Origin of the sequence: Caballeronia telluris (genome assembly GCF_001544495.1) — a bacterium.
GTDB lineage: Bacteria > Pseudomonadota > Gammaproteobacteria > Burkholderiales > Burkholderiaceae > Caballeronia > Caballeronia telluris.
In genome coordinates this window covers 519,450-541,318 of sequence record NZ_FCNZ02000001.1, presented here as the reverse complement: position 1 = coordinate 541,318, position 21,869 = coordinate 519,450, and the positions used below count along the sequence as shown (strand labels likewise).

24 protein-coding genes are annotated in these 21,869 nt (G+C 66.2%); 8 read left to right on the top strand and 16 right to left on the bottom strand.

Features of this window, described 5'->3' with window-relative positions; translation table 11 throughout:
• Nucleotides 1-101: 101 nt before the first annotated feature.
• The 3 genes from AWB66_RS02500 to AWB66_RS02490 all read right to left on the bottom strand — a co-directional run bounded on the left by AWB66_RS02500 (nucleotide 102) and on the right by AWB66_RS02490 (nucleotide 2,719).
• Entirely contained in the window at nucleotides 102-1,025 is a 924-nt protein-coding gene (locus tag AWB66_RS02500; RefSeq protein ID WP_087628656.1) for a cation diffusion facilitator family transporter, read from the bottom strand.
• A gap of 25 nt (nucleotides 1,026-1,050) precedes the next feature.
• Nucleotides 1,051-2,115: a selenide, water dikinase SelD gene (selD, locus tag AWB66_RS02495; protein WP_087628655.1), complete on the bottom strand. Its 1,065-nt coding sequence runs from the start codon at nucleotides 2,113-2,115 to the stop codon at nucleotides 1,051-1,053.
• A gap of 73 nt (nucleotides 2,116-2,188) precedes the next feature.
• Nucleotides 2,189-2,719 (bottom strand): putative glycolipid-binding domain-containing protein, encoded by a 531-nt coding sequence (locus AWB66_RS02490; RefSeq protein WP_087628654.1) that lies wholly within the window; start codon nucleotides 2,717-2,719, stop codon nucleotides 2,189-2,191.
• Nucleotides 2,720-2,882: 163 nt separating this feature from the next.
• Here AWB66_RS02490 and AWB66_RS02485 point away from each other — a divergent pair, with 163 nt between their 5' ends.
• On the top strand, nucleotides 2,883-3,299 hold the full coding sequence (locus AWB66_RS02485) for a BspC domain-containing protein (RefSeq protein WP_087628653.1): 417 nt from the start codon (nucleotides 2,883-2,885) through the stop codon (nucleotides 3,297-3,299).
• Between the two features lie 48 nt (nucleotides 3,300-3,347).
• Here AWB66_RS02485 and AWB66_RS02480 read toward each other — a convergent pair whose 3' ends face one another.
• The gene (locus AWB66_RS02480) at nucleotides 3,348-3,887 is read right to left on the bottom strand and encodes an RrF2 family transcriptional regulator (protein ID WP_087628652.1); all 540 of its coding nucleotides are present in this window, start codon (nucleotides 3,885-3,887) and stop codon (nucleotides 3,348-3,350) included.
• Nucleotides 3,888-4,217: 330 nt separating this feature from the next.
• Between AWB66_RS02480 and AWB66_RS02470 the strand changes: the two genes are divergently transcribed.
• Nucleotides 4,218-4,448 (top strand): hypothetical protein, encoded by a 231-nt coding sequence (locus AWB66_RS02470; protein WP_087628650.1) that lies wholly within the window; start codon nucleotides 4,218-4,220, stop codon nucleotides 4,446-4,448.
• Between the two features lie 58 nt (nucleotides 4,449-4,506).
• Here the strand turns inward: AWB66_RS02470 and AWB66_RS02465 are convergent, their stop codons facing one another.
• From AWB66_RS02465 to AWB66_RS02450, 5 genes are all read right to left on the bottom strand, one after another.
• The gene (locus AWB66_RS02465; protein WP_087628649.1) at nucleotides 4,507-5,286 is read right to left on the bottom strand and encodes an anti-sigma factor family protein; all 780 of its coding nucleotides are present in this window, start codon (nucleotides 5,284-5,286) and stop codon (nucleotides 4,507-4,509) included.
• Nucleotides 5,283-5,828, bottom strand: coding sequence for an RNA polymerase sigma factor (locus AWB66_RS02460; RefSeq protein WP_087628648.1), 546 nt, complete (start codon nucleotides 5,826-5,828; stop codon nucleotides 5,283-5,285). The genes AWB66_RS02465 and AWB66_RS02460 overlap by 4 nt, the downstream gene beginning before the upstream one ends.
• Nucleotides 5,829-5,877: 49 nt before the next feature.
• Entirely contained in the window at nucleotides 5,878-6,033 is a 156-nt protein-coding gene (locus AWB66_RS33565) for a hypothetical protein (protein ID WP_159462870.1), read from the bottom strand.
• 21 nt (nucleotides 6,034-6,054) lie between these two features.
• The gene (locus tag AWB66_RS02455) at nucleotides 6,055-6,429 is read right to left on the bottom strand and encodes a COG4315 family predicted lipoprotein (RefSeq protein WP_235020950.1); all 375 of its coding nucleotides are present in this window, start codon (nucleotides 6,427-6,429) and stop codon (nucleotides 6,055-6,057) included.
• 115 nt (nucleotides 6,430-6,544) lie between these two features.
• Nucleotides 6,545-7,567: an AraC family transcriptional regulator gene (locus tag AWB66_RS02450; RefSeq protein ID WP_087628647.1), complete on the bottom strand. Its 1,023-nt coding sequence runs from the start codon at nucleotides 7,565-7,567 to the stop codon at nucleotides 6,545-6,547.
• A gap of 254 nt (nucleotides 7,568-7,821) precedes the next feature.
• On the opposite strand from AWB66_RS02450, the gene AWB66_RS02445 reads away from it, so the two are divergent.
• Nucleotides 7,822-8,874: an aldo/keto reductase gene (locus AWB66_RS02445; RefSeq protein WP_087628646.1), complete on the top strand. Its 1,053-nt coding sequence runs from the start codon at nucleotides 7,822-7,824 to the stop codon at nucleotides 8,872-8,874.
• On the opposite strand, the gene AWB66_RS02440 is transcribed toward AWB66_RS02445, so the two are convergent.
• From AWB66_RS02440 to AWB66_RS02430, 3 genes are read right to left on the bottom strand one after another with little or no spacing between them, the layout of a single operon-like run.
• Complete coding sequence (locus tag AWB66_RS02440) at nucleotides 8,871-9,074, bottom strand: GNAT family N-acetyltransferase (RefSeq protein ID WP_200818901.1); 204 nt, start codon at nucleotides 9,072-9,074, stop codon at nucleotides 8,871-8,873. The genes AWB66_RS02445 and AWB66_RS02440 overlap by 4 nt on opposite strands.
• A complete protein-coding gene (locus tag AWB66_RS02435) occupies nucleotides 9,031-9,492 on the bottom strand; it encodes a YaiI/YqxD family protein (protein WP_087628645.1) in 462 nt (153 codons plus the stop codon). Before AWB66_RS02435 ends, AWB66_RS02440 begins: the two co-directional genes overlap by 44 nt.
• A gap of 52 nt (nucleotides 9,493-9,544) precedes the next feature.
• Nucleotides 9,545-10,411 (bottom strand): glucose 1-dehydrogenase, encoded by an 867-nt coding sequence (locus AWB66_RS02430; RefSeq protein ID WP_087628644.1) that lies wholly within the window; start codon nucleotides 10,409-10,411, stop codon nucleotides 9,545-9,547.
• Nucleotides 10,412-10,542: 131 nt separating this feature from the next.
• On the opposite strand from AWB66_RS02430, the gene AWB66_RS02425 reads away from it, so the two are divergent.
• Both AWB66_RS02425 and AWB66_RS02420 read left to right on the top strand, forming a co-directional pair.
• The gene (locus AWB66_RS02425; RefSeq protein WP_087628643.1) at nucleotides 10,543-11,358 is read left to right on the top strand and encodes an alpha/beta fold hydrolase; all 816 of its coding nucleotides are present in this window, start codon (nucleotides 10,543-10,545) and stop codon (nucleotides 11,356-11,358) included.
• A 90-nt stretch (nucleotides 11,359-11,448) separates the two neighbouring features.
• Nucleotides 11,449-12,630, top strand: a complete 1,182-nt coding sequence (locus AWB66_RS02420) for a 4-hydroxybenzoate 3-monooxygenase (RefSeq protein ID WP_087628642.1) — start codon at nucleotides 11,449-11,451, stop codon at nucleotides 12,628-12,630.
• 44 nt (nucleotides 12,631-12,674) lie between these two features.
• On the opposite strand, the gene AWB66_RS02415 is transcribed toward AWB66_RS02420, so the two are convergent.
• Nucleotides 12,675-14,885, bottom strand: a complete 2,211-nt coding sequence (locus AWB66_RS02415) for an amylo-alpha-1,6-glucosidase (RefSeq protein WP_087628641.1) — start codon at nucleotides 14,883-14,885, stop codon at nucleotides 12,675-12,677.
• Between the two features lie 235 nt (nucleotides 14,886-15,120).
• On the opposite strand from AWB66_RS02415, the gene AWB66_RS02410 reads away from it, so the two are divergent.
• Both AWB66_RS02410 and AWB66_RS02405 read left to right on the top strand, forming a co-directional pair.
• On the top strand, nucleotides 15,121-15,915 hold the full coding sequence (locus tag AWB66_RS02410; protein WP_087628640.1) for a sulfite exporter TauE/SafE family protein: 795 nt from the start codon (nucleotides 15,121-15,123) through the stop codon (nucleotides 15,913-15,915).
• 335 nt (nucleotides 15,916-16,250) lie between these two features.
• Nucleotides 16,251-17,933 (top strand): acid phosphatase, encoded by a 1,683-nt coding sequence (locus AWB66_RS02405; protein ID WP_087628639.1) that lies wholly within the window; start codon nucleotides 16,251-16,253, stop codon nucleotides 17,931-17,933.
• 29 nt (nucleotides 17,934-17,962) lie between these two features.
• Here the strand turns inward: AWB66_RS02405 and AWB66_RS02400 are convergent, their stop codons facing one another.
• From AWB66_RS02400 to AWB66_RS02390, 3 genes are all read right to left on the bottom strand, one after another.
• Nucleotides 17,963-19,417 (bottom strand): HdeD family acid-resistance protein, encoded by a 1,455-nt coding sequence (locus tag AWB66_RS02400; RefSeq protein WP_087628638.1) that lies wholly within the window; start codon nucleotides 19,415-19,417, stop codon nucleotides 17,963-17,965.
• A gap of 70 nt (nucleotides 19,418-19,487) precedes the next feature.
• Entirely contained in the window at nucleotides 19,488-19,880 is a 393-nt protein-coding gene (locus AWB66_RS02395) for a RidA family protein (protein ID WP_087628637.1), read from the bottom strand.
• Nucleotides 19,881-19,923: 43 nt separating this feature from the next.
• Complete coding sequence (locus tag AWB66_RS02390) at nucleotides 19,924-20,814, bottom strand: LysR family transcriptional regulator (protein WP_087628636.1); 891 nt, start codon at nucleotides 20,812-20,814, stop codon at nucleotides 19,924-19,926.
• 100 nt (nucleotides 20,815-20,914) lie between these two features.
• Here AWB66_RS02390 and AWB66_RS02385 point away from each other — a divergent pair, with 100 nt between their 5' ends.
• Nucleotides 20,915-21,808 (top strand): NAD-dependent epimerase/dehydratase family protein, encoded by an 894-nt coding sequence (locus AWB66_RS02385; RefSeq protein WP_087628635.1) that lies wholly within the window; start codon nucleotides 20,915-20,917, stop codon nucleotides 21,806-21,808.
• Nucleotides 21,809-21,869: the final 61 nt, after the last annotated feature.

The window sequence follows — 21,869 nt, the reverse complement described above, 5'->3', positions numbered from 1 at the left end:
TTCTCGGGCAAGGCCGCGCGTCGAGTCCGTTAACGGAGGTAGTTCTGCGGTAGCACGTCGCGCGCCCGCCCCGTTTCACGGTGCGCGAAACGCGGTCGCGTTCAGGCGCCCGCGCGCGCGCCTTCACGCACGATGTCCGGCTCGAAGAACACCCAGCGCACTTGCGGGAACGTGTTCTGCAAGTCGTCCTCGATGACGTTGATCGCATCGATCAGCGCGCGGCCGCTCGGATAGTCGATCATCTCCGCCTGCACGGCGACCACCACATGCTTGCCCCATTGCAGCGTGATGAGGCTGATGATGCGCAGGATTTCGGGCCGCGCGCGCAGATGCGCGTCGATGGCACGGCGCACTTCCGGACTCGCCGATTCGCCGACAATCATCGACTTCACTTCGCGCGCGACCACGTAGGCGACCACCATCAGCAGCAGCCCGACGCCGATCGAACCCGCCGCGTCCCACATGGGATTGCCGGTAATCATCGTGAGCAGCACGGCGCAGAACGCGATGGCGAGACCCGCGAGCGCCGCGACGTCCTCGCCCGCGACCACCAGCAGTTCCGACTCGCGCGTCTCGCGAAACCAGCGCCACAGAGCCTTGTCGGGCGCGCCCTTGCGGATCTCGCGCAGCGCGCCCGCAAGCGACAACGCTTCGAGCACGACCGAGATGCCGAGGATCACGAGCGCGACGATTGGATTGCTCAACGGTTCGTGATGCAGCATGCGATGCACGCCTTCGTACACCGAGAACGCGCCGCCGACGAAGAACAGCAGCAACGCGACGATCAGCGCATAGAAATAGATCTCGCGCCCCGAGCCGAGCGGATGCAGCGCGTTGGCCGGCTGCTGCGCGCGCTTCAGGCCGAACAGCAGCAGAAGCTGATTGCCGCAGTCGGCGGTGGAGTGAATCGCCTCGGCGAACATCGAGCCCGAACCGGTGAACGCCGCGGCGCCGAACTTGCACACGGCGATGCCGAAGTTGGCGGCGAGCGCATAAAAGATGGCCTTCGGCGATTCGTCGTTCATGAGGTCCTTTGAGTTGAGGCTGCGATCAGGCGACCTCGACGCGGCTCGCGCCGTCGATCATTTCGCCGATCACGACAGCATCATTGAAACCGTCCGCGCGGAAGATCGCGAGCACCTCGTCCACCGCTTGCGGCGCGCACGATACGAGCAGGCCGCCGGAGGTCTGCGGGTCGGTGAGCAGGACGCGTGCCACATCGTCGAGCGACGACGCGAGTCCGATGGCCGCGCCATACGCGCTCCAGTTGCGTCCCGACGCGCCCGTGTACACGCCCGCATTCGCGAACGCCTCGACGCCCGGCAACCACGGCAGGTCCGCATAGCGAATGCGCGCGGTGAGTCCCGCGCCGCGCGCCAGTTCGAGCGTGTGGCCGAGCAGGCCGAAGCCCGTCACGTCGGTGAGCGCGTGCACGCCTTCGAGCAGCGCGAGGTCCGCGCCCGGGCGATTGAGCTTGGTCGTCGCGGCGATCATCGCGGCGTAGCCGGCCGCGTCGAGTTGCTCCTTCTTCAGCGCCGCCGACAGCACGCCGACGCCGAGCGGCTTGCCGAGCACGAGCACGTCGCCCGCGCGCGCGGCCGCGTTGCGCTTGACGAGCTTCGGATGCACGATGCCGAGCGCGGCGAGGCCGTAGATCGGCTCGACCGAATCGATCGAATGGCCGCCCGCCACCGGGATGCCCGCCTCGGCGCACACCGACTCGCCGCCCTTCAGGATCTCCGCGATCACTTCATGCGGCAGCACGTTGATCGGCATGCCGACGAGCGCGAGCGCGAGGATCGGCTTGCCGCCCATCGCGTAGACGTCCGAGAGCGCGTTGGTCGCGGCGATACGGCCGAAGTCGAACGGATCGTCGACGATCGGCATGAAGAAGTCGGTCGTCGCCACGATCGCCTGTTCTTCGTTGAGCTTGTAGACGGCGGCGTCGTCGGCGGTGTCGTTGCCGACCATCAGGTTCGGAAACGCCTGCATCGGCGTGCTGCGCTTCAGGAGATCGGCGAGCACGCCGGGGGCGATCTTGCAGCCGCAGCCGCCGCCATGCGAGAGGCTCGTCAGGCGGGGCGCGGTGCGGGGAGTCTGCGTGGTGTCGTTCATCGGGCGGCGTTCGGCTCGTGGAGATAAAGCCATATTATCGCCGCTCGCGGCGGAGGCCGCCCGGCGCCACGCTTCAGAGGCGCCGGAACAGCGCGGGATAATCCATGACGAAGCCGTCTGTATCGACGGGAAGCTCGGCCGTGTAACGCGACGTGATGCCTTCATAGCGATAGCGCCGGTCGCGCTCGATGCAGGTGTAGGCCTGCTCCACGGGCGCCGCCGTGAGTTCGGGCAGCGCGATATACACGACGCGGATCACGCGGCGTTCGCCTTCGGCTAGTTTCAGGCGGCGGATCGGCAACGTGTTGGTGAAGGGTGTCGCCGAGATGTCGATGTCGATGCAGCCCGCGAGGTCGTCGCGCGGCGTGCCGTTGCTGTCGGTCCAGTGGCCTTGCGCGTCGCTCAGCAGGTCGAGCGTGCCGCCGCCGATGCGCTTAACGACGACTCGCGTGACATTCCATGCTGCGTCGCATTCGATCCGGTACACCGCGCCGAAGCCCTCGCTGGCGAGCGCGCTCTCCGCTACGATGCCTTCGCGCCGAAGATCGACTTCGAGATGTTCGAGACCGTTGCCGTCGGCGGGCTCCCATCGGATCGTCTTCATCGCGCGTCTCCATTCGTGGCGAAGCTTCACGCGTATGACGCGGCGAGATCGAAGAAAGTGCCTTGATACAGGCACTTTTTCAGCGAACGAAGGTCAGTGGAAAGATTCGCGCGGTATACTCCGTCTCCATGTCACGCTTCATTCAAACGAGTTTCCTCATCGCATGAAAGCTTTCTTTCCGCTCGTCGCGCTGGCGCTGTCGGCTTTTTTGTACCAGGCAGTACACGCGCAGGAATCGCCCGATCTGTCGAAGGACTATGACTACCTCACCCGCATGCACGTGCCGAGCGCGGTCATTCAATGCGTCGCCGCGTTCGATCACTGGGTGGAACTCACGCCGAAGTACGACACGTTCATCGTGCCCGATCGCCGCGTGCTCGCGGCGAAGATCGAAAGCGACTCGCCGATCTTCAGCGTCGGCAATCCCATTCCCGTCGACAAGATAATCGTGATGCGCGCGTTCGCGAAGTCGCGCGGCAAGCCGCAGTGGACACGCGTCGATAGCAAGTGCGGTGTGCGCGATGGTCACGTGGTCGGGGTTTCGCTGACGCCGAACGTCAAGCCCATCGTTGTTCGATGACCGTGGCCTCTGCGCTTCGGTGGAACGACCAGCGAGCAGCGCAAAGCCTCACGCCCCATCCTGCTCACTGCGCGCAACCCGCTTGTTGAACGAGCGCTCATCGAGCCACCGGACCACCTGCGGACCATAACCCCGCGGCGCCTTCGCCACGATGCGCGTCGCCAGATCGGCGAGACAGTCGCCCGCCAGCGCCTCGCGCATGCGCTTCTCCGCGTTTCTCATCACCGCGTGAATCGCACAGACGCCGCTCGTCGCCCACGGCGGCGGGTCCTCGTCGAACACCGCGCAGCGCGCGCGAACCTCCCTGCATTCGAAGATCGGCTTGTCGCCGTCGATCGCATCGACGACATCGAGCACGCTGATCTGCGCGGGCGGCCGCGCGAGCGCGAAGCCGCCCTTCGCGCCTTCGGTCGCGATCACGAGTCCCGCCTTGTGAAGCTTGGTGAACAGCTTCGCGACGTAATCGACGGGCACGCCTTGCAGCTCCGCGAGATCGCGCACGCTGGCATCGCGCACGCCGTGCGGCGGCTCCGTCAAATAGAGCATGCAATGCAACGCGTACTCCACGCCCGTGCTGATGTGCGACATGTCCACTCCGGTCGACTGGTTTCCTCATTCACGCCGAGGTCGCTTGCTGGAACAACCCGAATATTTCAAACCACACGTTTGCTTACAAACGCACACCGCTTGTCATTTGCCGTTTGGCTAAATTGGCTTCACGCAATCACACGCGGATTCAAACTGATCTACACGGAGAAACCAATGAAAAAACTAGCGATCCTCGCAGCGCTCGCCGCCTTGCTCGGCACTTCGCTCGGCGGCTGCATCATCGTGCCGGATGGCGGTGGCTATCACCATCATCACGACTGGTACCGCTAAGACATCACGCGCACCCACACACCTTCAGGGAGATCGACCATGAACAAGACGAAGAAAAGCCTGTTGCTCGCCACGCTCGCCGCCGCACTCGGCATGGGACTGATGAACGTCGCCTCGGCCGACGATCACCGCCCCGGCTACGTCCATACCGTCGCACAAGGCTGGCACGGCGACCGCTATTGGGACGGCCATCGCTACTGGTCGCGCCACGACTGGGAGCGCCGTCATCCGACGAGCTACCATCACGCGCCGACGCATCGCTACTACTGATGCATTGATGCTTCGATGAGCCGGGACGTGTCCCGGCTTTTTGCATGCGTGCGCGTCGTTACCAGCTCTTCGGATCGCCGCCGAGTTCCTTGCAGGTGTCGTAGGCGATGGCCTGCAGCTTCTCTTCGCCGATCTGTCCGGAAAGCGCATAGCCCGCGCGATTCGCCGCCCAGTAATACGTCGTGCGCGGTCCGTCGCGCAGCATGCGGATTTTCGACTGGTTGCGCGAGACGGTCGTCGTGTAGAGCGTGATGCGCTCGCCGGCCGCGTTCTGATACATGAGCTGCGCCGCCGGCCCTTCCTCGCCGGGCAGCAAGCGCCCGCCGACGAGCTGGAATCCATATTCGGCAAGCGACGGAATCGTGAGCGTGCGATTGAGCCGCTTCGACAGCCAGTTGACCAGATGATCCTGCTGCGCCGCCACCACCTCCACCGCATGACGCTGCTCGGGCGCATAGACCGCGTACGCGATGTCGGCACGCTGCGCGAACGGAGGCCGTTCGTCGTGGAGCGCGGGCAGCAGCATGTGTAACAAATAGCCACAAGCCACGCCGATGAACGCCCAGCACGCCGCCATCAGGAACCGCTCGCGCCGCCGCGGACGCATCACGACGACCTGCGGCTCCACGGCCTCGCTTGCGAAGAGCGCACGCAGCGCATTGTCCTGCGCGCGATACGCCGAAACGGTCGCGGCGCTCGCCGGATCGCGCGCGATGCGCTCCGCCACGGCGTCGCGTTGTTCGTCGCTGAGTTCGCTGTCGAGATACGCCGACAACGGCTGGAGATCCTGCCTCTCCTCGGGCGGGTCAGGACGGTCGGGGCGGTCCGGAGTCGTCATGTGCGATTCACCACTTTCAACGACGAAGCCGACGCCGGCGACACCGACGACGACCCGCGGCGCTGCGGTTCTTCACCGAGCAGCACGCGCATGTGTTCGCGCGCGCGCGAAAGCCGCGACATCACGGTTCCGGCCGGCACGTTCAACACCACGGAAGCCTCCTGATAACTCATTTCCTCGACGCACACGAGCAGCATCACCTCGCGCTGCTCGACGGGCAGGCAATAGAGCGCGCGCTGCACGTCGCGCAGCACGAGCCCATCGACTTCGCCGACCGGCGCCGCCATCTGCCGCCACGGCGCGGTTTCGTCGTCCACCGCGATGTCGCGGCGGCCGCGCAACTGGTCGATATACAGATTGCGCATGATCGTGAACAGCCACGCGCGCAGATTGGTCCCGGCGCGAAACGCCTTCGAGCGGCCAAGCGCGCGTTCGGTCGCGTCCTGGACGAGATCGTCGGCCCAGGCGCGGTCGCCCGTCAGTGCGCGCGCGTAGCGGCGCAGCTGCGGCAGATGGGCGAGCAGTTCGGTCTCGAAACTCAAGACGCACCGCCCGCCAGCTTGCATGCGTGAGCGCAGACATGACGCATTGTCAGTACCCGCCGCCGCCCATTTTCGGCACGTTGCCGGGGCCGTTAGCGCCGCCGCTGCTCACGCCGCCGCTCACCGTGCCGCTCGCACACGCGGCCGCGAGCACCGCCAGGCCGAGCGCCGACACCAACGCGAGAATTCTGATCGATCGCAGCATGTCCGCCTCTTCACTCAACGCTCAGGGTTTGGCGACGTGCCATACGTCGCGGAAGTTGTCGCCGTTCTTGTCGCCTGGCTTCGTGTCCTTCGCGAACCGGTAGAGCCGCTTGCCGTCGTAGGCCCATTGCTTGCCGCCCTCGGCCGATTCCGTCGTCCACTTGCCCGACGGCTGGTCGGAATCGGTCGCCATGGCAGCGGGCCACGCTTGCACGCAACCGCCCGAGCACGCGCTCGGACCGCCCTTGGTGTCCTTGTCGAAGGTGTAGAGCGTCATGCCCTTTTCGTCGACGAACATCCCGTTGTCCGCCTTCGGCGGCGCCGCGAAAGCGCTCGCCGACAGAATCAGCGCGCTCAAGAGACCTCCCGTTGCAGCCATCGCGATTGGCTTCTTCATTTCATCTCCTCTCTGGTGAAGTAACCGTAGAACGTTCGGCGGCGCCGAACTATTCCGCAGTTGACGAAAAAAAGCTGCGTTCCGCTCTGACCGAGTTCCCGGGGCGCGCAAACCCTTACGCGCCCGCCTCTTCGCGCCAGCGACGCGTGTCCCTGAGCGGCGGCGCGCCGAACAGCCGGCTGTACTCGCGGCTGAACTGCGACGCGCTCTCGTAACCCACGCGATGCGCGGCGGTCGCGGCATCGGCGATATCGAGCAGCATCAGCCGCCGCGCTTCCTGCAAGCGCAACTGCTTCTGGTATTGCAGCGGACTCATCGCCGTGACGGCCTTGAAATGATGATGCAGCGACGACACGCTCATATGCACGTCGCGCGCGATCGATTCGATCCGCAGCGGCTGGTCGAAGTTCTGGCGCAGCAGCAGGATCGCGCGGGCGATGCGCTGCGTCTGGCTGTCGGTGAGCGCGATCTGGCGCAGCCGCGCGCCCTGCCCGTTCATCAGCAGGCGATACAGGATTTCACGCTTCACGAGCGGCGCGAGGATCGGGATGTCCTCGGGCGTGTCGATCAGGCGCAACAGGCGCAGCACCGCGTCGAGCATCGACGCGCCGAGCCGGTTGACGTACAGCCCGCGCGCGGCGTCCGAGTGCGAGGCGGGCGGCAGGTTTTCGTCGCGGATCAGCTCGGCTATCGCCTCGACGTCGAGGTCGAGCCGCAGCCCGAGATACGGCTCGGTTTCGCTCGCGACGGTCACTTGCCCCATCACCGGCAGATCGACTGACGAAACGAGGTAGTGCAGCGGATCGTAGACGTACACGTCGTCGCCGACCATCAGGCGCTTCGAACCCTGCGCGATCAGCGCGAGCGCGGGCGTCTGGATGCCGTGCTTCGGCCCGCCAGGATTCATCACGCGATGCAGGAAAAAGCCGGGCACGGACGTCTCGACGGTGCCTTCGCAGCCGACGGTAAAGCGGTCGAGCAGCGCGACGAGTTCGAGCCGTGCGCCGTCGAGGGACGGATCGGGCGCGCGGTGGGGATCGTGGCTGTCGTGGCTGTCGTGGCTGTCGTGGCCGTCGTGGCCGTCGTGGCCGTTCAGGGGATGCGGCTGGTCGTGCGAAAGGGTCTCGTTCAGTGCCATGGTTTCGCGAAAGAAGGAGGTTTCAGGGACTGTAGGTAGCTTACTCGCGCGTGCGCGAGTTCGCTCACCGCGCCCCGCTGGCTTTGCAGGAACAGGCAATGATCCGACAGGATCAGGCTATGGCCGCCGCCATCGGCGGGACGATACTGCACGGGCGCCGGTCCGGCCATGCCCGCATTCAGCACGCGCAACGTCGCGGCGACGCGGCCATGTCACCCGGACGGCATCCCCCGTCAGCCATTGAGGAGCAGTCCATGCGCTACAGAAAATTCGGCAATACCGGTCTCTTCGTTTCGGAACTGTGCCTCGGCGCCATGACCTTCGGCGGCGGCAGCGGCGGCATTTGGGACAACATCGGTCAGCTCCGGCAAGCGGACGCCGACACGCTGATCGGCCGCTCGCTCGACGCGGGCATCAATTTCATCGATACCGCCGATGTCTACGCCGACGGCCAGTCCGAGATCATCACCGGCCAAGCGCTGAAAAACCTCAAGGTGCCGCGCGAGAACGTGGTCGTCGCGACGAAGATTCACGGCGAAACCGGCACGAAAAGCGTGAATTCGCGCGGCGGCTCGCGCTTTCACATCATGGACGGCGTGAAGGCGAGTCTCAAGCGCCTGCAACTCGATCACGTCGACCTGTATCAGATTCACGGCTTCGATCCGGCCACGCCGATCGAAGAGACGCTGCGCGCGCTCGACAATCTCGTGCAGCACGGCCATGTGCGCTACATCGGCGTGTCGAACTGGGCGGCGTGGCAGATCGCGAAGGCGCTCGGCATTTCCGAGCGGCTCGGGCTGGCGCGTTTCGAGTCGCTACAGGCGTATTACACGATCGCCGGGCGCGACCTGGAACGCGAAGTCGTGCCGCTCCTGAACAGCGAGAACGTCGGCTTGCTGGTGTGGAGTCCGCTCGCGGGCGGCCTGCTCTCGGGCAAGTACACGCGCGAAGGCGGCAAGGAAGAAGGCAGCCGCCGCACCAAGTTCGATTTCCCGCCGGTGAACGTCGAGCGCGCTTACGACTGCATCGACGCGATGCGCGGAATGGCCGAAGCGAAAGGCGTCTCGGTCGCGCAGATCGCGCTCGCGTGGCTCCTGCATCAGAAGGCGGTGACGAGCGTGATCATCGGGGCGAAGCGCGTCGAGCAACTCGACGACAACATCGCCGCGACCCGCGTGCGCCTGAACGAAGACGAACTCGCCGCGCTCGATGAAGTGAGCCAGTTGCCGGCCGAATATCCGGGCTGGATGCTGGCGCGCGTCGGCGAATACCGTTTCAAGCAGTTGAGAGAAGCGGCTGATTATTAAGCCATTTTGCCGAACGGCAGCGTCATCAGCAGCGAATCGTGATAGACGCCGTCGATCTTGAGCGCGCGCGGTTCGCGGGCGAACGGCTCGAAACCCGCCGCGCGATAGAGCCGGATGGCCGCTTCGTTGTCCGGCGCGACGTGAATGCGGACCCGTTCATTTCGGCCGGGATGCGCGGTACTTCGACAGAAAGCGGTCAAGTTGCGCGGCGAACTGCTTGCCGTCGCGCGGGCTGTACGGCGACGGACCGCCCGTCTCGACGCCCGTGCTGCGCAACTGATCCATCATCGAACGGATGGTCAGCCGCTCCTCGATGTTCTCCGCGCTGAACCATTCGCCGCGCGGGTCGAGCGCATGCGCGCCCTTCGCGAGCACGCTCGCCGCCAGCGGAATGTCGGCGGTGATCACGAGATCGCCCGGCGCCGCCATCTCGACGATGCGCGCATCGGCCACGTCGAAGCCCGACGGCACCTGCACCGAGCGGATGAACGGCGACGGCGGCGTGCGCAAATACTGGTTCGCGACGAGCGTCACCGACACCTCGACGCGCGGCCCCGCTCGAAACAGGATGTCCTTGACGACGGCGGGACACGCGTCGGCATCGACGAGAATTTGCATGGCGTCACCTGGGCATTGAGGCTGGTCATCATACCGGGTGGCGCCATTTTTCTCAGATGATCGGCTTGCCTCCCGTCACGGCGACCGTCGCGCCCGAGGTATAGCTCGATTCGTCGGAGGCCAGCATCACGTAGGCGGCGGCGAGTTCGGCCGGCTGGCCGGCGCGCTTCATCGGCACTTGCGAGCCGAAATTCTTGACCTTCTCGGGCGGCATCGTCGACGGAATCAGCGGCGTCCAGATCGGACCCGGCGCGACGCAGTTCGCGCGGATGCCCCTTTCGGCGAGCAGTTGCGCGAGGCCGCCGGTGAAGTTCTGGATCGCGCCCTTGGTCGTCGCGTAGGCGATGAGGCCGGGATTCGGCGCGTCGGCGTTGACCGAACTCGTGTTGACGATCGCGCTGCCCGGCTTCAGATGCGGCAGCGCGGCCTTGATGATGCGAAACATCGCGCCGATGTTGGTCGAGAAGGTCTTGTCCCACTCGTCGTCGCTGATGTCTTCGAGGCCGTCGTAGGTCATCTGATAGGCCGCGTTGTTCACGATCACGTCGATGCCGCCGAACTTCTCCACCGTTTTCGCGACCAGATCGCGGCAGTGCGCGCGATCCGTGATGTCGCCGGGCAAAAGCAGCGAGCGGCGCCCCGCTTCCTCGACCCAGCGCGCGGTTTCTTGCGCGTCGTCGTCTTCGTTCAGATAGGCGATGGCGACGTCGGCGCCTTCGCGCGCGTAGGCGATCGCGACCGCCCGGCCGATGCCGCTGTCCGCGCCCGTGACGAGCGCGACTTTTCCGGCGAGGCGTCCGCTGCCCTTGTAGGATTTCTCGCCGTGGTCGGGCTGCGGGTTCATCGGCGCGGTCAGGCCGGGCTGGCGGTCCTGCTGCTGATCGGGAAACGGCGGGGTCGGATAGGAATGCTCGGTCATGGCGGTTCTCCTGATCGGTTGTCGAAGTGATACCCGGACCTGTTTTCAGCAAGCGCCGGGCCTGTCGCGGTCGCGCCGAACGCCTAGACTCGTTGATACGCAACCTCCTCGAATGGGCGCGAACCTCACGCATGACCGATTCCGTCACCCTTGCCGCGACCGTTTCACGCGACGCCGTTACGGTCAAATACGAATGGCTCGCCGACGAGAGCCGCGACGCGCCCATCGCCGTGTTGCTGCACGAAGGCGGCGCGCCCGATGATTGGCCGATCGCGCTCGGCCGCGCGCTGAATCGCGCGCTTGGCATTCGGGGGCTGGTTCTTCGCCGGCCGGACAGCGGCTGGCCCGCTTCGGTACACGCTCACCCGCACTCCTGGCCGATCGACCTGCTGCGCCAGCAAGCGTGCGACATCCTGCCCGGACTGCTCGACGCCTTCGATATCGACCCCGCGTGCCGACGCCGCATGTGGATCGTGGGCGCGCGCGACGGCGCCACGATCGCGTTGCTCTATGCGATCGCGCATCCAGACGCGCTGGCGGGCGCGGCACTGATCGCGCCGCAGGTTTTCGCGGAACCGGCGCGCACGGAGGACTTGCTCGGCGCGCGCGCCACCTTCGAAACGACGAATTTGCACAAACGCCTCGGGCGCTTCCACGGCGATGCCCTCGCGACACATGACGCCCCGCCCGCGAAGACGCCGCCCGAGCCATCGCTCGTCAACTGGAACCTCGAAAGCGAACTGGATGCGGTCCGCTGCCCACTGCTCGCCCTTTCCGCGAACGCCGACGAGGACCACGGCACCGCCCGTCATCTCGATGCGCTTCGGCTGCATGCAACACGCGCCTGCCCGCTGGAAATCCCGCCCGCGCCGCCCGCGAACAGAGAGGCGCTGGTCGATATGATCGTGCGCTTCATCGCGCGCCGCACCCCTTTATCTCAAAATTAGATAGGCGCTATCCGCCGTATCGCGTTGCGCGATACGGGTGGGCGGCATGACACTGTCTTCACAAAATCACACGCATTCATGGAGACAATCATGCGTACTCAAGTCGGCATCATCGGTGCGGGCCCTGCTGGCCTTCTGCTCTCCCATCTCCTCTATCAGCGCGGCATCGACTCGGTCGTGCTCGAAGCGCGCAGCCAGCACGACATCGAATCGACGATCCGCGCCGGCGTGCTCGAACAGGGCACGATGGACCTGCTGAACGAGGCCGGCCTCGGCGCTCGGATGCAGGCCGAAGGCGCGCTGCACCACGGCTTCGAGTTGGCATTCGAAGGACAGCGCCGCCGCATTGCGCTCACCGACCTGACCGGCCATTCGATCACCGTCTACGCGCAGCACGAAGTCATCAAGGATCTGGTCGCGGCGCGGATCGCGGCGGACGGCGCGCTGAAATTCAACGTCTCGAACGTTTCGGTGCACGACTTCGACGCCGCCGCCGACGCCAAACCGCGCATCAAATATCGCCACGAAGACCGCGACGAAGAACTGGAATGCGACTTCATCATCGGCTGCGATGGATCGCAAGGCGTTGCGCGCGGCTCGATTCCGCAGGCGCTGCGCCAGGATTACCAGAAGATCTATCCGTTCGGCTGGTTCGGCATTCTGGTGGAAGCGCCGCCCTCGTCAGACGAACTCATCTACGCGCGGCACGATCGCGGTTTCGCGCTCATTAGCACACGCTCGCCCGGCATCCAGCGCATGTACTTCCAGTGCGATCCGAAGGATACGGTCGACGCGTGGTCGGACGATCGCATCTGGGCGGAACTCCACGCGCGCGTCGATACGGCGGACGGCTGGCAGATCACCGAAGGGAAGATCTTCCAGAAGAACATCGTCGGCATGCGCAGTTTCGTTTCCACGCCGATGCAGTGCGGCAAGCTCTTCCTCGCGGGCGACGCCGCGCACATCGTGCCGCCGACGGGCGCAAAGGGCCTGAACCTCGCCGTCTCCGACGTGAAGGTGCTGACGGCGGCGCTCGTCTCGTTCTACGACGAAGGCCGCAGCGACAGGCTCGCCGGTTATACGGAGACGGCGCTCAAGCGCGTCTGGCGCGCGGAGCATTTCTCGTGGTGGATGACGCGCATGCTGCACAAGCTCGACGACACGTCGCCGTTCGAGCAGCGTCTGCAGGTGGCGGAACTGGAACATGTGACGACTTCGCGCGCCGCCGCGACGGCCCTCGCGGAAAATTACGTGGGTAGCGTGGCGGTCTGACCGCGACGGTGGCTGCGCACGTTCCCGTGCGCAGCCACCCACCGTTACAGCAGCGCGATAACGCGCACGTCCCCCTCCACCGACGGCACGACCTGCCCGCCCACGCGCCGGAACGTGATCGACACGGTCCGCTCGCCGACGCGCAAATCGCCGATTTCCAGCCAGTCGATGCCATCCGGCAGTTGCGGCCGGTCGATCCGCACTTCGTCGCGCGCGGCGTCGATCGTCAGGCCGAGACACGCTTCCAGGATCATGAACGGCGCGCCCGCCGCCCACGCCTGCGGCAAACACGCGACCGGATAAGCGATCGGCTTCTCGCCGCGCTGGCGCGTGAAGCCGCAGAAGAGTTCGGGCAGCCTCATGTCGAAGGTCACCGCCGCTTCGAACAACGCCTGCAACAGCCGCACGGCGCCGCCTCGATCGCCGTAGCGGGCCAGGCCTCGCGCGCACATCGCGGTGTCGTGCGGCCAGACCGAGCCGTTGTGATACGACATCGGATTGAAGCGCGGCTGGCTCGCGGCCAGCGTGCGCACGCCCCAGCCGGTGTGAAACAGCGTCGATTCCAGTTGCCGCGCAACCGCTTCGCCGCGCTCGCGCTCGACCAGATCGAACGCGAGCAGATGCCCCGCATTCGACGCCAGGACGCGGCACAACTCGCCGTGACCGTCGAGCGCGATGCCGTAGAACTGCGACTCGGGCATCCAGTACATCGCCTCGACGCGATCGCGGATGTTCTGCGCGCGCGCCTCGTATTCGATCGCGTCGTCCTTGGCGCCGCGCTGGCGGGCGAGACGCGCCATCGTCGCGAAGGCCGTCGCCGCGTAACCCTGCACCTCGACGAGCGCGATCGGGCCGTCGGGGAAGCGGCCGTCTGCGTGAAACACGGAATCCTGGCTGTCCTTCCAGCCCTGGTTCGCGAGACCGTGTTCGGACGCGCGCTGATAATCGAGCAGGCCGAACGCGTTCTTGTCGCAGTGGCGCGCGATCCATTGCGTGGCGAGTTGCAGCGACGGCCACAGTTCGTCGACGAGCGCGCGGTCGCCGGTTCGCTCCGCATAGGCGCCCGCGAGGACGACGAAGAGCGGCGTGCTGTCGACGCCGCCGTAGTACATCGCGAACGGCACCTCGCCGGTGGCGGCCATTTCGCTCTTGCGCGTTTCGTGCATGATCTTGCCGACTTCGGCGTCGCGAAACGCCGAGTCCTCGCGCGCCTGATGCGCCGCGAGAAAGCGCAGCACGCCGCGCGCAAGCGACGGCTGCAGCCACAGCATCTGCAGCGACGTGATGATCGCGTCGCGCCCGAACGCCGTCGAGAACCACGGAATGCCCGCGTAGGGATAGGGGCCCGTTTCCAGATCGGTGGTGAGCAGGCCCAGATCGGACAGCGAGCGGTCGATCCATTCGCTGAAAAGCGGATTGCTCGACCTCACCCGCGCCGTCGCGCGGCGCCGCTCGCGCATGCGCTGATGCGCCTCGGCAAGCGCCTCGCGGATCGCCGAACGTCCCGATTCGGGCGCGCATTCCGGCGCTTCGGCGGCGTTCAGCTTGCTCTGTTCGCTTGCGTCGCTGAGCGCGCGGGTGACGGCCGTGACCGAAAGATAGATGGAAATTGCCGTTTCCGACTGGATGTCGAGCGTGTAGTCGGCGCGGCTCGGCGAGAGCGCGTCCGGCGACGGCGTGAACTGGATGCGCGCGGTGCGTTCGACTTCGTCGAGGCCCGTGTATTGCAGCACGACCTCACCATTCTCGACGACGGGCGGCCGCACCGTGCCACGCTTCTTGCGCGTGGCGCCGCGCACTTCGAACATGTCGAGGAAGTCGGCGGCGAACGAAATCGACAGCGGCACAGTGGCCGGCTCTGTTCCGTAATTGGTGAGCACGATGCTTTCGTGCAGCACGTGACGCGACAGCACCCGTTTGCGCTCGACGTGGATCACGCCCTCGGGCGTACGCGCGCCGCCGATGGGCGGCAGCGGATTGTTGGTCAGATGCGCGGTGAAGACGGCGTTGTCGCTCGACACGCTGCCCGACAGCAGCGACGGCGCGCGGCCGCCGAAAGTCAGCACCAGTTCCGAGAGCACGCGCGTATCGTTGACGAACAGGCCGTCGTCGGTGCCGCGGATGTCGCCGTTCGCATCGTTGACGGCGAACGTGTTGCCCGATTTCAGCACGAACTGCCGCTCGCTCGCGATATTCGCGTGCTCCGTCGGAATGAACGCGTCGTCGGGATGCGGCGTGGGTTGCTTTGGTTCCATTTGCACCTTCCTGCATGATCGTGAACGAGCGCGAAACCGCGCGTCGAGTCGCCCTATTCTGCGCCTTGGCGCGCGCTTGCCGGCTCGGATTGGCTTGCGCACAAGAAGCCGTCGGCCGCTGCCCTGCATCGGGCCCGCGCAGGCCAACTCCGGCCCACCGGGAGCGGGCAGGCCGCCGACCGGCTATCATCGACGGTTTTTCGACCGGCTCACGCCTAACGGGTTCTCCGCGCGAATGTCATTTCCGCATATCGACTTACTTTATTCTGCGTCCGGGCTGGCCGTCGGGTTTCTCGTCGGCCTGACGGGCGTGGGCGGCGGCTCGCTGATGACGCCGCTCCTCGTCCTCCTGTTCGGCATCCACCCGGCCACCGCAGTCGGCACCGACCTGCTCTACGCCGCCGCGACCAAGACGGCCGGCACGCTCGTGCACGGCATCAAGGGCTCGGTCGACTGGCGCATCACCGGCCGGCTCGCCGCAGGCAGTGTGCCAGCCGCCGCGATCACGCTCGTTTTGCTGCACTACTACGGCGCGCACTCGCCCGGCGCAGCCCGCGTGATCCAGCTGATTCTTGGCACAGCGCTCCTCATCACCGCCGTTTCGCTCGTGTTCCGGCCGCAACTCGCGCGCCTCGCCTATCGCAAGGGAACGGGCCGCCCGGAACATCCGCAGCGCACCGCCGCGTGGACCATGCTGACCGGCGCGATTCTCGGCGTGCTCGTTTCGATCACGTCGGTCGGCGCGGGCGCGATCGGCGTGACCGTGCTCCTGCTGCTCTACCCGCGCCTCGCGACGGCGCGCATCGTCGGCTCCGACATCGCGCACGCCGTGCCGCTCACGTTGATCGCCGGCACCGGCCACTGGCTGCTCGGTTCGGTCGACTGGGCGCTGCTCGCTTCGCTCCTCGTCGGCTCGCTGCCCGGCATCGCGATCGGCAGCATGCTCTCTTCGAAGGCGCCGGAAGCCTTGCTGCGCAACGTGCTTGCCGCGACGCTCCTTCTGGTTGGCGTGAAGCTCGTGCTCAGTTGATCAGCCGAATTCGGTCGCTTGGTTGATAGTAGTCGCGTGCGATGACGGTTTCCAGTCAGCCAAAAGGCATAGGCGAATCGCACATTCGTTTCGAATTTTTGACTTTTGCGCGCTTCTGGACGCTTTTGTGCATTTTGGCGTACTCCATTCGGCCAGCTTTTCGGCGCCGCGCTTTCCGGGCAAGATGCGGTTCACCTGCTGTTGCGGGCGGCGCGCCGGGGTAAGCACCGGGTTCTGATCGGTTGGCGCGTCGGGCCGGATTGACCATAATGCCTGGCGCGCGCCGCCGCGCGTCCACGCAAAATCTTGCTTGGGACCAGCGTAAGGAGCCAGCGATGAGCCAGAACGACGATCCGCGTGACGACCTCCCTCCTGAAAGCGACGCGCCCGCGGACCCCGCGCGCCGGCGCCTGCTTGCCGCCGGCGTCGGTCTCGCGGGCTTGTCGATCGGCGGCTGCAACCTGTTCGAGCCGAAGCCGGCCGCGCCCAAGACCGCCGCCGATCTCGCGCTCGACCGCACGCTACAGGCAAAGGTGCGCCGCATCGTCGTGATCTATGCGGAAAATCGCAGCTTCACGAACCTGTACGGCGACTTTCCGGGCGTTCAGTATCCGCTCGCGTCGGTGCCGCAAGCGCGCTATGTCCAGCTCGACCGCGACGGCCGCACGCCGCTTCCCACGCTGCCGGCCATCTGGGGCGGCCTCGTGCCCGAGGCGCAGGAGGTGAACGGCAAGCGCTATGCGATCTCGGAGAAGCAGATCGCGGGGCTCGCGAATTCGCCGTTCCGCCTCGTTGATGCCCAGGGCGAGCCGCTGCCGAACGGCGTCATCACGCGGGATCTCGTCCATCGCTTCTATCAGAACCAGATGCAGATCAACGCGGGGCGCAACAACCAGTTCGCCGCGTGGGGCGATTCCGGCGGCCTCGTGATGGGCCACTACCGCAATTCCGCCGATACGCTGCGCCTCTGGGGCCTGGCGAGCCAGTACACGCTCTGCGACAACTTCTTCATGTCTGCGTTCGGCGGCTCGTGGCTCAATCACATTTTCCTGATTTCGGCGCAGGCGCCGTTTTACCCGAACGTGGAGAGCGGACCTGCGGCAAAGCTCGTTTCGATCGTGGAAGGCGGCGATCTCACCGGCACGCGCCTGAAGCTCGCACCCGATTCGCCAAAATCGGCGCTCGAAGGGCCGCCCAAATTCGTGCGCGACGGCGCGCTGACCGCGGACGGCTACGCAGTCAACACAATGGCGCCGCCGTTTCAGCCGAGCAACGTGCGCCCGGCCGAGCATGGCGATCCGATGGTCGCCGATCCTGCGAATCCGCGCGTGCTGCCGCCGCAGGATTACGCGACGATCGGCGACCGGCTTTCGGCCAAGGGCGTCGACTGGGCGTGGTACAGCGGCGCGTGGCAGTACGCGCTCGACCATGCGGACACGGGTTCGGTGCCCGATTTCCAGTATCACCACCAGCCGTTCAACTACTTCCGCAATTTCGCGCCGGGCACGCAGGCGCGCGCGCAGCATCTGCGCGACGGCGGTATCGGCGACGATCCGTCGACCAACAAACTGCTCGCCGACATCGACGCCGGCCGCCTGCCCGCCGTCACGTTCTACAAGCCGCAAGGCAATCTGAACATGCACGCCGGATACGCGGACGTGGAGTCCGGCGACCGGCATATCGCGAACGTGATCGAGCATATCCGGCGCGGGCCGCAGTGGGAAAACACCGTGGTGATCGTCACGGTCGACGAAAACGGCGGCTGGTGGGACCACGTCTCGCCGCCGAAGGGCGATCGCTGGGGACCGGGTTCGCGCATCCCCGCGCTCGTGATCTCGCCTTACGCGAAGAAGGGTTTCGTCGACCATACGGTCTACGACACGAACTCGATCCTGCGCTTCATCTCGCGCGTGCACGATCTCCCGCCGCTCGAAGGCGTGGCGGCGCGCGACCGCGCGTTCGCCGCGAATGGCGAAGCGCCGCTCGGCGACATGACATCGGCACTGGATCTGGCGTAGCGGGCGGCGTCAGCGCGAACGCGGGCGTGCTATGACGAAGCCCGCCCCGCTCGTGCGTCCGCCGCATCGACGGCTTCCTGCCGCCAGCCGCGCCGCGTGCGCATCATCCGCCGCAGCGCGAGCCGCGCCATCTTGAGCCAGCCGAACGGGCGGGGATCGGCGAGCATGCTGAGCGCCCGCGCGTAGTCGAGCGTGAGGCCGGGCGTCCAGGCCATCGTCGCGGCGCGCTTGCGCAGTTGCGCCGCGACCCACAGTTCCGGCGTCACGATGAGCCGCCAGAACGCGCGCCAGCCCGTGTCGCGGCCATGAAAGTTGCCGACCGAGCCTTCGAGCGCCGCTTCCAGCGCATTCGACACCGTGCTCGAACAGTTGCGGTACGTGAGGTTGTAGGTCAGGTCCTGCCGGTACGCGTCCCAGAATTCATCGAGGCGCGCCGGGCTGTAATTGCGAATGCGCACCTTCGTCGTCGATTCGCACCAGGCCTTCGATTCCGTCGCGTAGTCCGGCTGGAAGATGCCCGGCACGTCGTTTTCACGGGTCGCGCGCAGGATGCGGCCGAATTCGTCCGGCGAGCGGTCGATCTCCACGCCCGGATACAGGCTGATGTAAATGCCCTCGGGCGACTCCAGCGCCGCGTGTCCGGTCGAGATCACGCCGTTGGCATCGACCGCCGCGATGTAGCGATCGACGATGAGCGCGCGCTGCGCCTGCGTGCGCGCCGATCCGACCGGCGTCCAGACGTGAACCGTCAGCGCTTTTTCATCGGGCCCGGGCGGGCCGTCCCATTCGAACGGCGTATCGGCGCCGGCGTCGGCGTTGGCAGCATCGGTGGCGGTCGCGGCGCGCGCCTCGGCAGATCGGGAGGCGATCGTATGATCGGCGATCACGTCGTCGGATAAACGCAGCGTGCGCTTGCGTTCCGCCGGAAGGCGCCGCAGCGCACGCACGCGCAGCGCGATCCACAGCAGGTTCCAGCCGCCGAACGCGAGGCCGAGACCCAGGCAGTAAGGCGCCGTGCCGACGTAATGCGTCGGATACGGCTGGAAGAAAAATATCGCGAGCAGGATTTCGACAACCGCGAGCGTCAGCACCACGCGCCAGCGCGGATAGCGCACGACGTAAGCCGATGCGGCCTGCAACAACCCATCGGCGAGAAAGAGCGTGCCGAAGATCATCGAGAGCACGAAGTTGCCGTGGTGATGTCCCGCGAGGATCAGCGCCGCCGCGAACACCACGGCGACGCCCTTCACGTAGCGCAGCACGCGTTGCCCGCCCGCGCCCGTCCAGGCGACCGCGAGCGTGGCGAGCCCTTCCGCCAGCAGCAGATAGGCGAGCAGCTGCATCGGGAAGTAAATGGCGTCGTCGAGTGCGTCGACAAAAAGACCCACGCCCGTCACGAGCCAGATGAGCCCGACGACGAAAAGCGTGCGCCAGCGCTTGCGCAGATAGTCGACGCCGAGGAGAAGCATGACGAGCTGAACCATAAAGCAACCCGTAGTGACTGGACATCGGAATGATAAGAGCGCCGTTCGGCCGCGCCAAACTGAACGAAAACTAATCGCGCTCGACCCACGCCCGCGCGGCGATCTCCAGCAGGTAGCCGTAGTGCAGCGCGCCGACCGGCACGACCGCCCGCGCCGGCTTCCAGTCGCCGAAATGGCGCGCGTAGATCTCGTTGAACGCCTGCCAGTGCTCCACGCCAACGAGATAAACCGTCACCTCGATGCAGTCCTTCAACTCCGCGCCCGCCGCCGCCAGCACCGTGCGCAGATTGGACAAGGTCTGCTCGGCCTGCACGGCGAACGGTTCCGAACCGGTGTGCGTGCCGTCGGGGCGCATCGGCAACTGGCCGGACACGCAGACCAGATTGCCCGCGCGTGTCGCGTGGCTGTAGTGGCCGGCGGGCACCGGCAGGTCGGGGGCGTTGATGGCTTCGATCATCGTCATGGCGCTCGGTCAGGTCGGAAGGAAAAGCATACGCAGCCGCGTCTCACGCCGCCAGCTTCGCCGCGAGAAAATCGAGAAACGCACGCGCGCGCGCCGCCATCGACGCGCTCTGGTAATACACCGCGTTGATCGGCAAGCGGACGTCCGCGAGCGCGTGGTCGAGCAGCGGGCGCAGGCGGCCGGCGGCGACGTCGGCGGCCGTCATGAACTCCGACAGGCACGCGATCCCGCCGTCGAACAACGCCAGTTGCCGGATCGTTTCGCCGCTCGACGCCGCCACGCTCGGCGTGATGCTCACAAACGTGCCGCCGCGGCCGTCGCGCAACGGCCAGTCGTTCAGGCTTTCCGGCGCCGTGAAACCAATCAGCCGCTGACGCAGCAATTCGTCGACGTCACGCGGTTCGCCGTGCTCGGCCAGATAGCCCGGGCTCGCGAGCACGCGCCAGCGCGTGCTGCCGAGCGACCGCGCGTGCAACGTCGAATCCTGTAGCGCGCCGAGCCGGATCGCGATGTCCACGCGCTGCTCCATCAGATCGACGATGCGTTCGTTGCTCGTCAGCTCCAGCCCGATTTCGGGATACAGCGCGGCGAACGTCTTCACGTGCGGCACGATGCAATGCAGCATGAACGGCGACGCGGCATCGACACGCAACCGCCCCGCCGGCCGCTCGCGATGCCGCGCGATCGACTCCTCGGCGTCGTCCATTGCGGCGAGGATCGCGCGGGCGCGGGTGAGGAACAGTTCGCCTTCGTCCGTCAATTGCAGACGGCGCGTCGTGCGGCGCACTAGCGTGGCGTCGAGCTTCCTTTCGAGCCGCGTGAGCGCCCGGCTCACGCCGGAAACGGTTTGCTGCAAGGCTTCCGCCGCCGCCGTAATCGACCCGCAGTCAATCACGCTCACGAAAACCTGCAACTCGTCGGTGTTCGTCTTCATTGTTGATTCTGAATCAAGATTGATTTGAGACTAGCACGGTTTTTGCGAAAGTCGAATGGACGGATACTGCCTCCATCGACTCATTCACCGGAGCAGCATCATGAGAATTTTTGTCACAGGCGCAGGCGGTTTCATCGGCGGTTCGATCGCGGCGGGTCTCGCGCGCGACGGCCATCAGGTGCGCGGGCTCGTGCGCCGCGCGGAGCAATCGGACGAACTGAAGCGCCTCGGCATCGAGCCGGTGCTCGGCAGTCTCGACGACCGCGCGTTGCTCGTCGCCGAAGCGCGGGCGGCCGATGCCGTCGTCAACGCCGCCAGCAGCGACCATCGCGGCGCGGTCGAAGCGCTGATCGAAGGGCTCGAAGGCTCGAACAAGCCGTTTCTGCACACGAGCGGTTCGAGCATCGTCGGCGATGCGTCGGGCGGCGAGTCGTCCGACGCGATCTACGCCGAGGACAACCTGCCCGAGCCGACCGCCGACAAGGCGCCGCGCGTCGCCATCGACCGGCTCGTGCTCGACGCGGCGAAGCGCGGCGTGCGCTCGGCCGTGCTCTGCAACACGCTGATCTACGGACACGGCGCGATTCCGACGGCCGCGAGCGTGCAGTTGCCGCGCCTTCTGCGACAGGCGCAGAAAAGCGGCGTCGTGCGCCATGTGGGGCCGGGCCGCAACATCTGGTCGAACGTGCATATCGACGACGTGGTGGACGTCTATCGCCGCGCGCTCGACAAGACGCCGGCCGGCACGTTCTATTTTGTCGAAAGCGGCGAGGCGTCGTTTCGCGAGATGACGACCGCGATGGCCAAAGTGCTCGGTCTGGGCGCGCCGCAGGACTGGCCGCTCGAAGACGCGAAGCAGGAATGGGGTTACGAGATGGCGTCGTATGGGCTCGGCTCGAACAGCCGCGTGCGCGGCCGGCACGCGCGCGAACTGCTCGGATGGACGCCGAAGCACACGTCGGTGGTCGAGTGGATCAAGAAAGAGATGATCTGAGGCTTCTGAAGGCTCGCTAAGCAAAAAGCCGCGCCGGGCGAATCGCCCGGCGCGGCTTTTT

Excerpts from the sequence above, each read along its gene's own strand:
- AWB66_RS02390 (WP_087628636.1), bottom strand. The coding sequence starts at position 20,814 with ATGAAGACGAACACCGACGAGTTGCAGGTTTTCGTGAGCGTGATTGAC.
- AWB66_RS02455 (WP_235020950.1), bottom strand. The coding sequence starts at position 6,429 with ATGAAGAAGCCAATCGCGATGGCTGCAACGGGAGGTCTCTTGAGCGCG.
- AWB66_RS02490 (WP_087628654.1), bottom strand. The coding sequence starts at position 2,719 with ATGAAGACGATCCGATGGGAGCCCGCCGACGGCAACGGTCTCGAACAT.
- AWB66_RS02420 (WP_087628642.1), top strand. The coding sequence starts at position 11,449 with ATGCGTACTCAAGTCGGCATCATCGGTGCGGGCCCTGCTGGCCTTCTG.
- AWB66_RS33565 (WP_159462870.1), bottom strand. The coding sequence starts at position 6,033 with ATGCTGCGATCGATCAGAATTCTCGCGTTGGTGTCGGCGCTCGGCCTG.
- AWB66_RS02425 (WP_087628643.1), top strand. The coding sequence starts at position 10,543 with ATGACCGATTCCGTCACCCTTGCCGCGACCGTTTCACGCGACGCCGTT.
- AWB66_RS02485 (WP_087628653.1), top strand. The coding sequence starts at position 2,883 with ATGAAAGCTTTCTTTCCGCTCGTCGCGCTGGCGCTGTCGGCTTTTTTG.
- AWB66_RS02400 (WP_087628638.1), bottom strand. The coding sequence starts at position 19,417 with ATGGTTCAGCTCGTCATGCTTCTCCTCGGCGTCGACTATCTGCGCAAG.
- AWB66_RS02415 (WP_087628641.1), bottom strand. The coding sequence starts at position 14,885 with ATGGAACCAAAGCAACCCACGCCGCATCCCGACGACGCGTTCATTCCG.
- AWB66_RS02480 (WP_087628652.1), bottom strand. The coding sequence starts at position 3,887 with ATGTCGCACATCAGCACGGGCGTGGAGTACGCGTTGCATTGCATGCTC.
- AWB66_RS02470 (WP_087628650.1), top strand. The coding sequence starts at position 4,218 with ATGAACAAGACGAAGAAAAGCCTGTTGCTCGCCACGCTCGCCGCCGCA.
- AWB66_RS02395 (WP_087628637.1), bottom strand. The coding sequence starts at position 19,880 with ATGACGATGATCGAAGCCATCAACGCCCCCGACCTGCCGGTGCCCGCC.
- AWB66_RS02385 (WP_087628635.1), top strand. The coding sequence starts at position 20,915 with ATGAGAATTTTTGTCACAGGCGCAGGCGGTTTCATCGGCGGTTCGATC.
- AWB66_RS02450 (WP_087628647.1), bottom strand. The coding sequence starts at position 7,567 with ATGGCACTGAACGAGACCCTTTCGCACGACCAGCCGCATCCCCTGAAC.
- AWB66_RS02445 (WP_087628646.1), top strand. The coding sequence starts at position 7,822 with ATGCGCTACAGAAAATTCGGCAATACCGGTCTCTTCGTTTCGGAACTG.
- AWB66_RS02430 (WP_087628644.1), bottom strand. The coding sequence starts at position 10,411 with ATGACCGAGCATTCCTATCCGACCCCGCCGTTTCCCGATCAGCAGCAG.
- selD (WP_087628655.1), bottom strand. The coding sequence starts at position 2,115 with ATGAACGACACCACGCAGACTCCCCGCACCGCGCCCCGCCTGACGAGC.
- AWB66_RS02410 (WP_087628640.1), top strand. The coding sequence starts at position 15,121 with ATGTCATTTCCGCATATCGACTTACTTTATTCTGCGTCCGGGCTGGCC.
- AWB66_RS02465 (WP_087628649.1), bottom strand. The coding sequence starts at position 5,286 with ATGACGACTCCGGACCGCCCCGACCGTCCTGACCCGCCCGAGGAGAGG.
- AWB66_RS02435 (WP_087628645.1), bottom strand. The coding sequence starts at position 9,492 with ATGCAAATTCTCGTCGATGCCGACGCGTGTCCCGCCGTCGTCAAGGAC.
- AWB66_RS02500 (WP_087628656.1), bottom strand. The coding sequence starts at position 1,025 with ATGAACGACGAATCGCCGAAGGCCATCTTTTATGCGCTCGCCGCCAAC.
- AWB66_RS02405 (WP_087628639.1), top strand. The coding sequence starts at position 16,251 with ATGAGCCAGAACGACGATCCGCGTGACGACCTCCCTCCTGAAAGCGAC.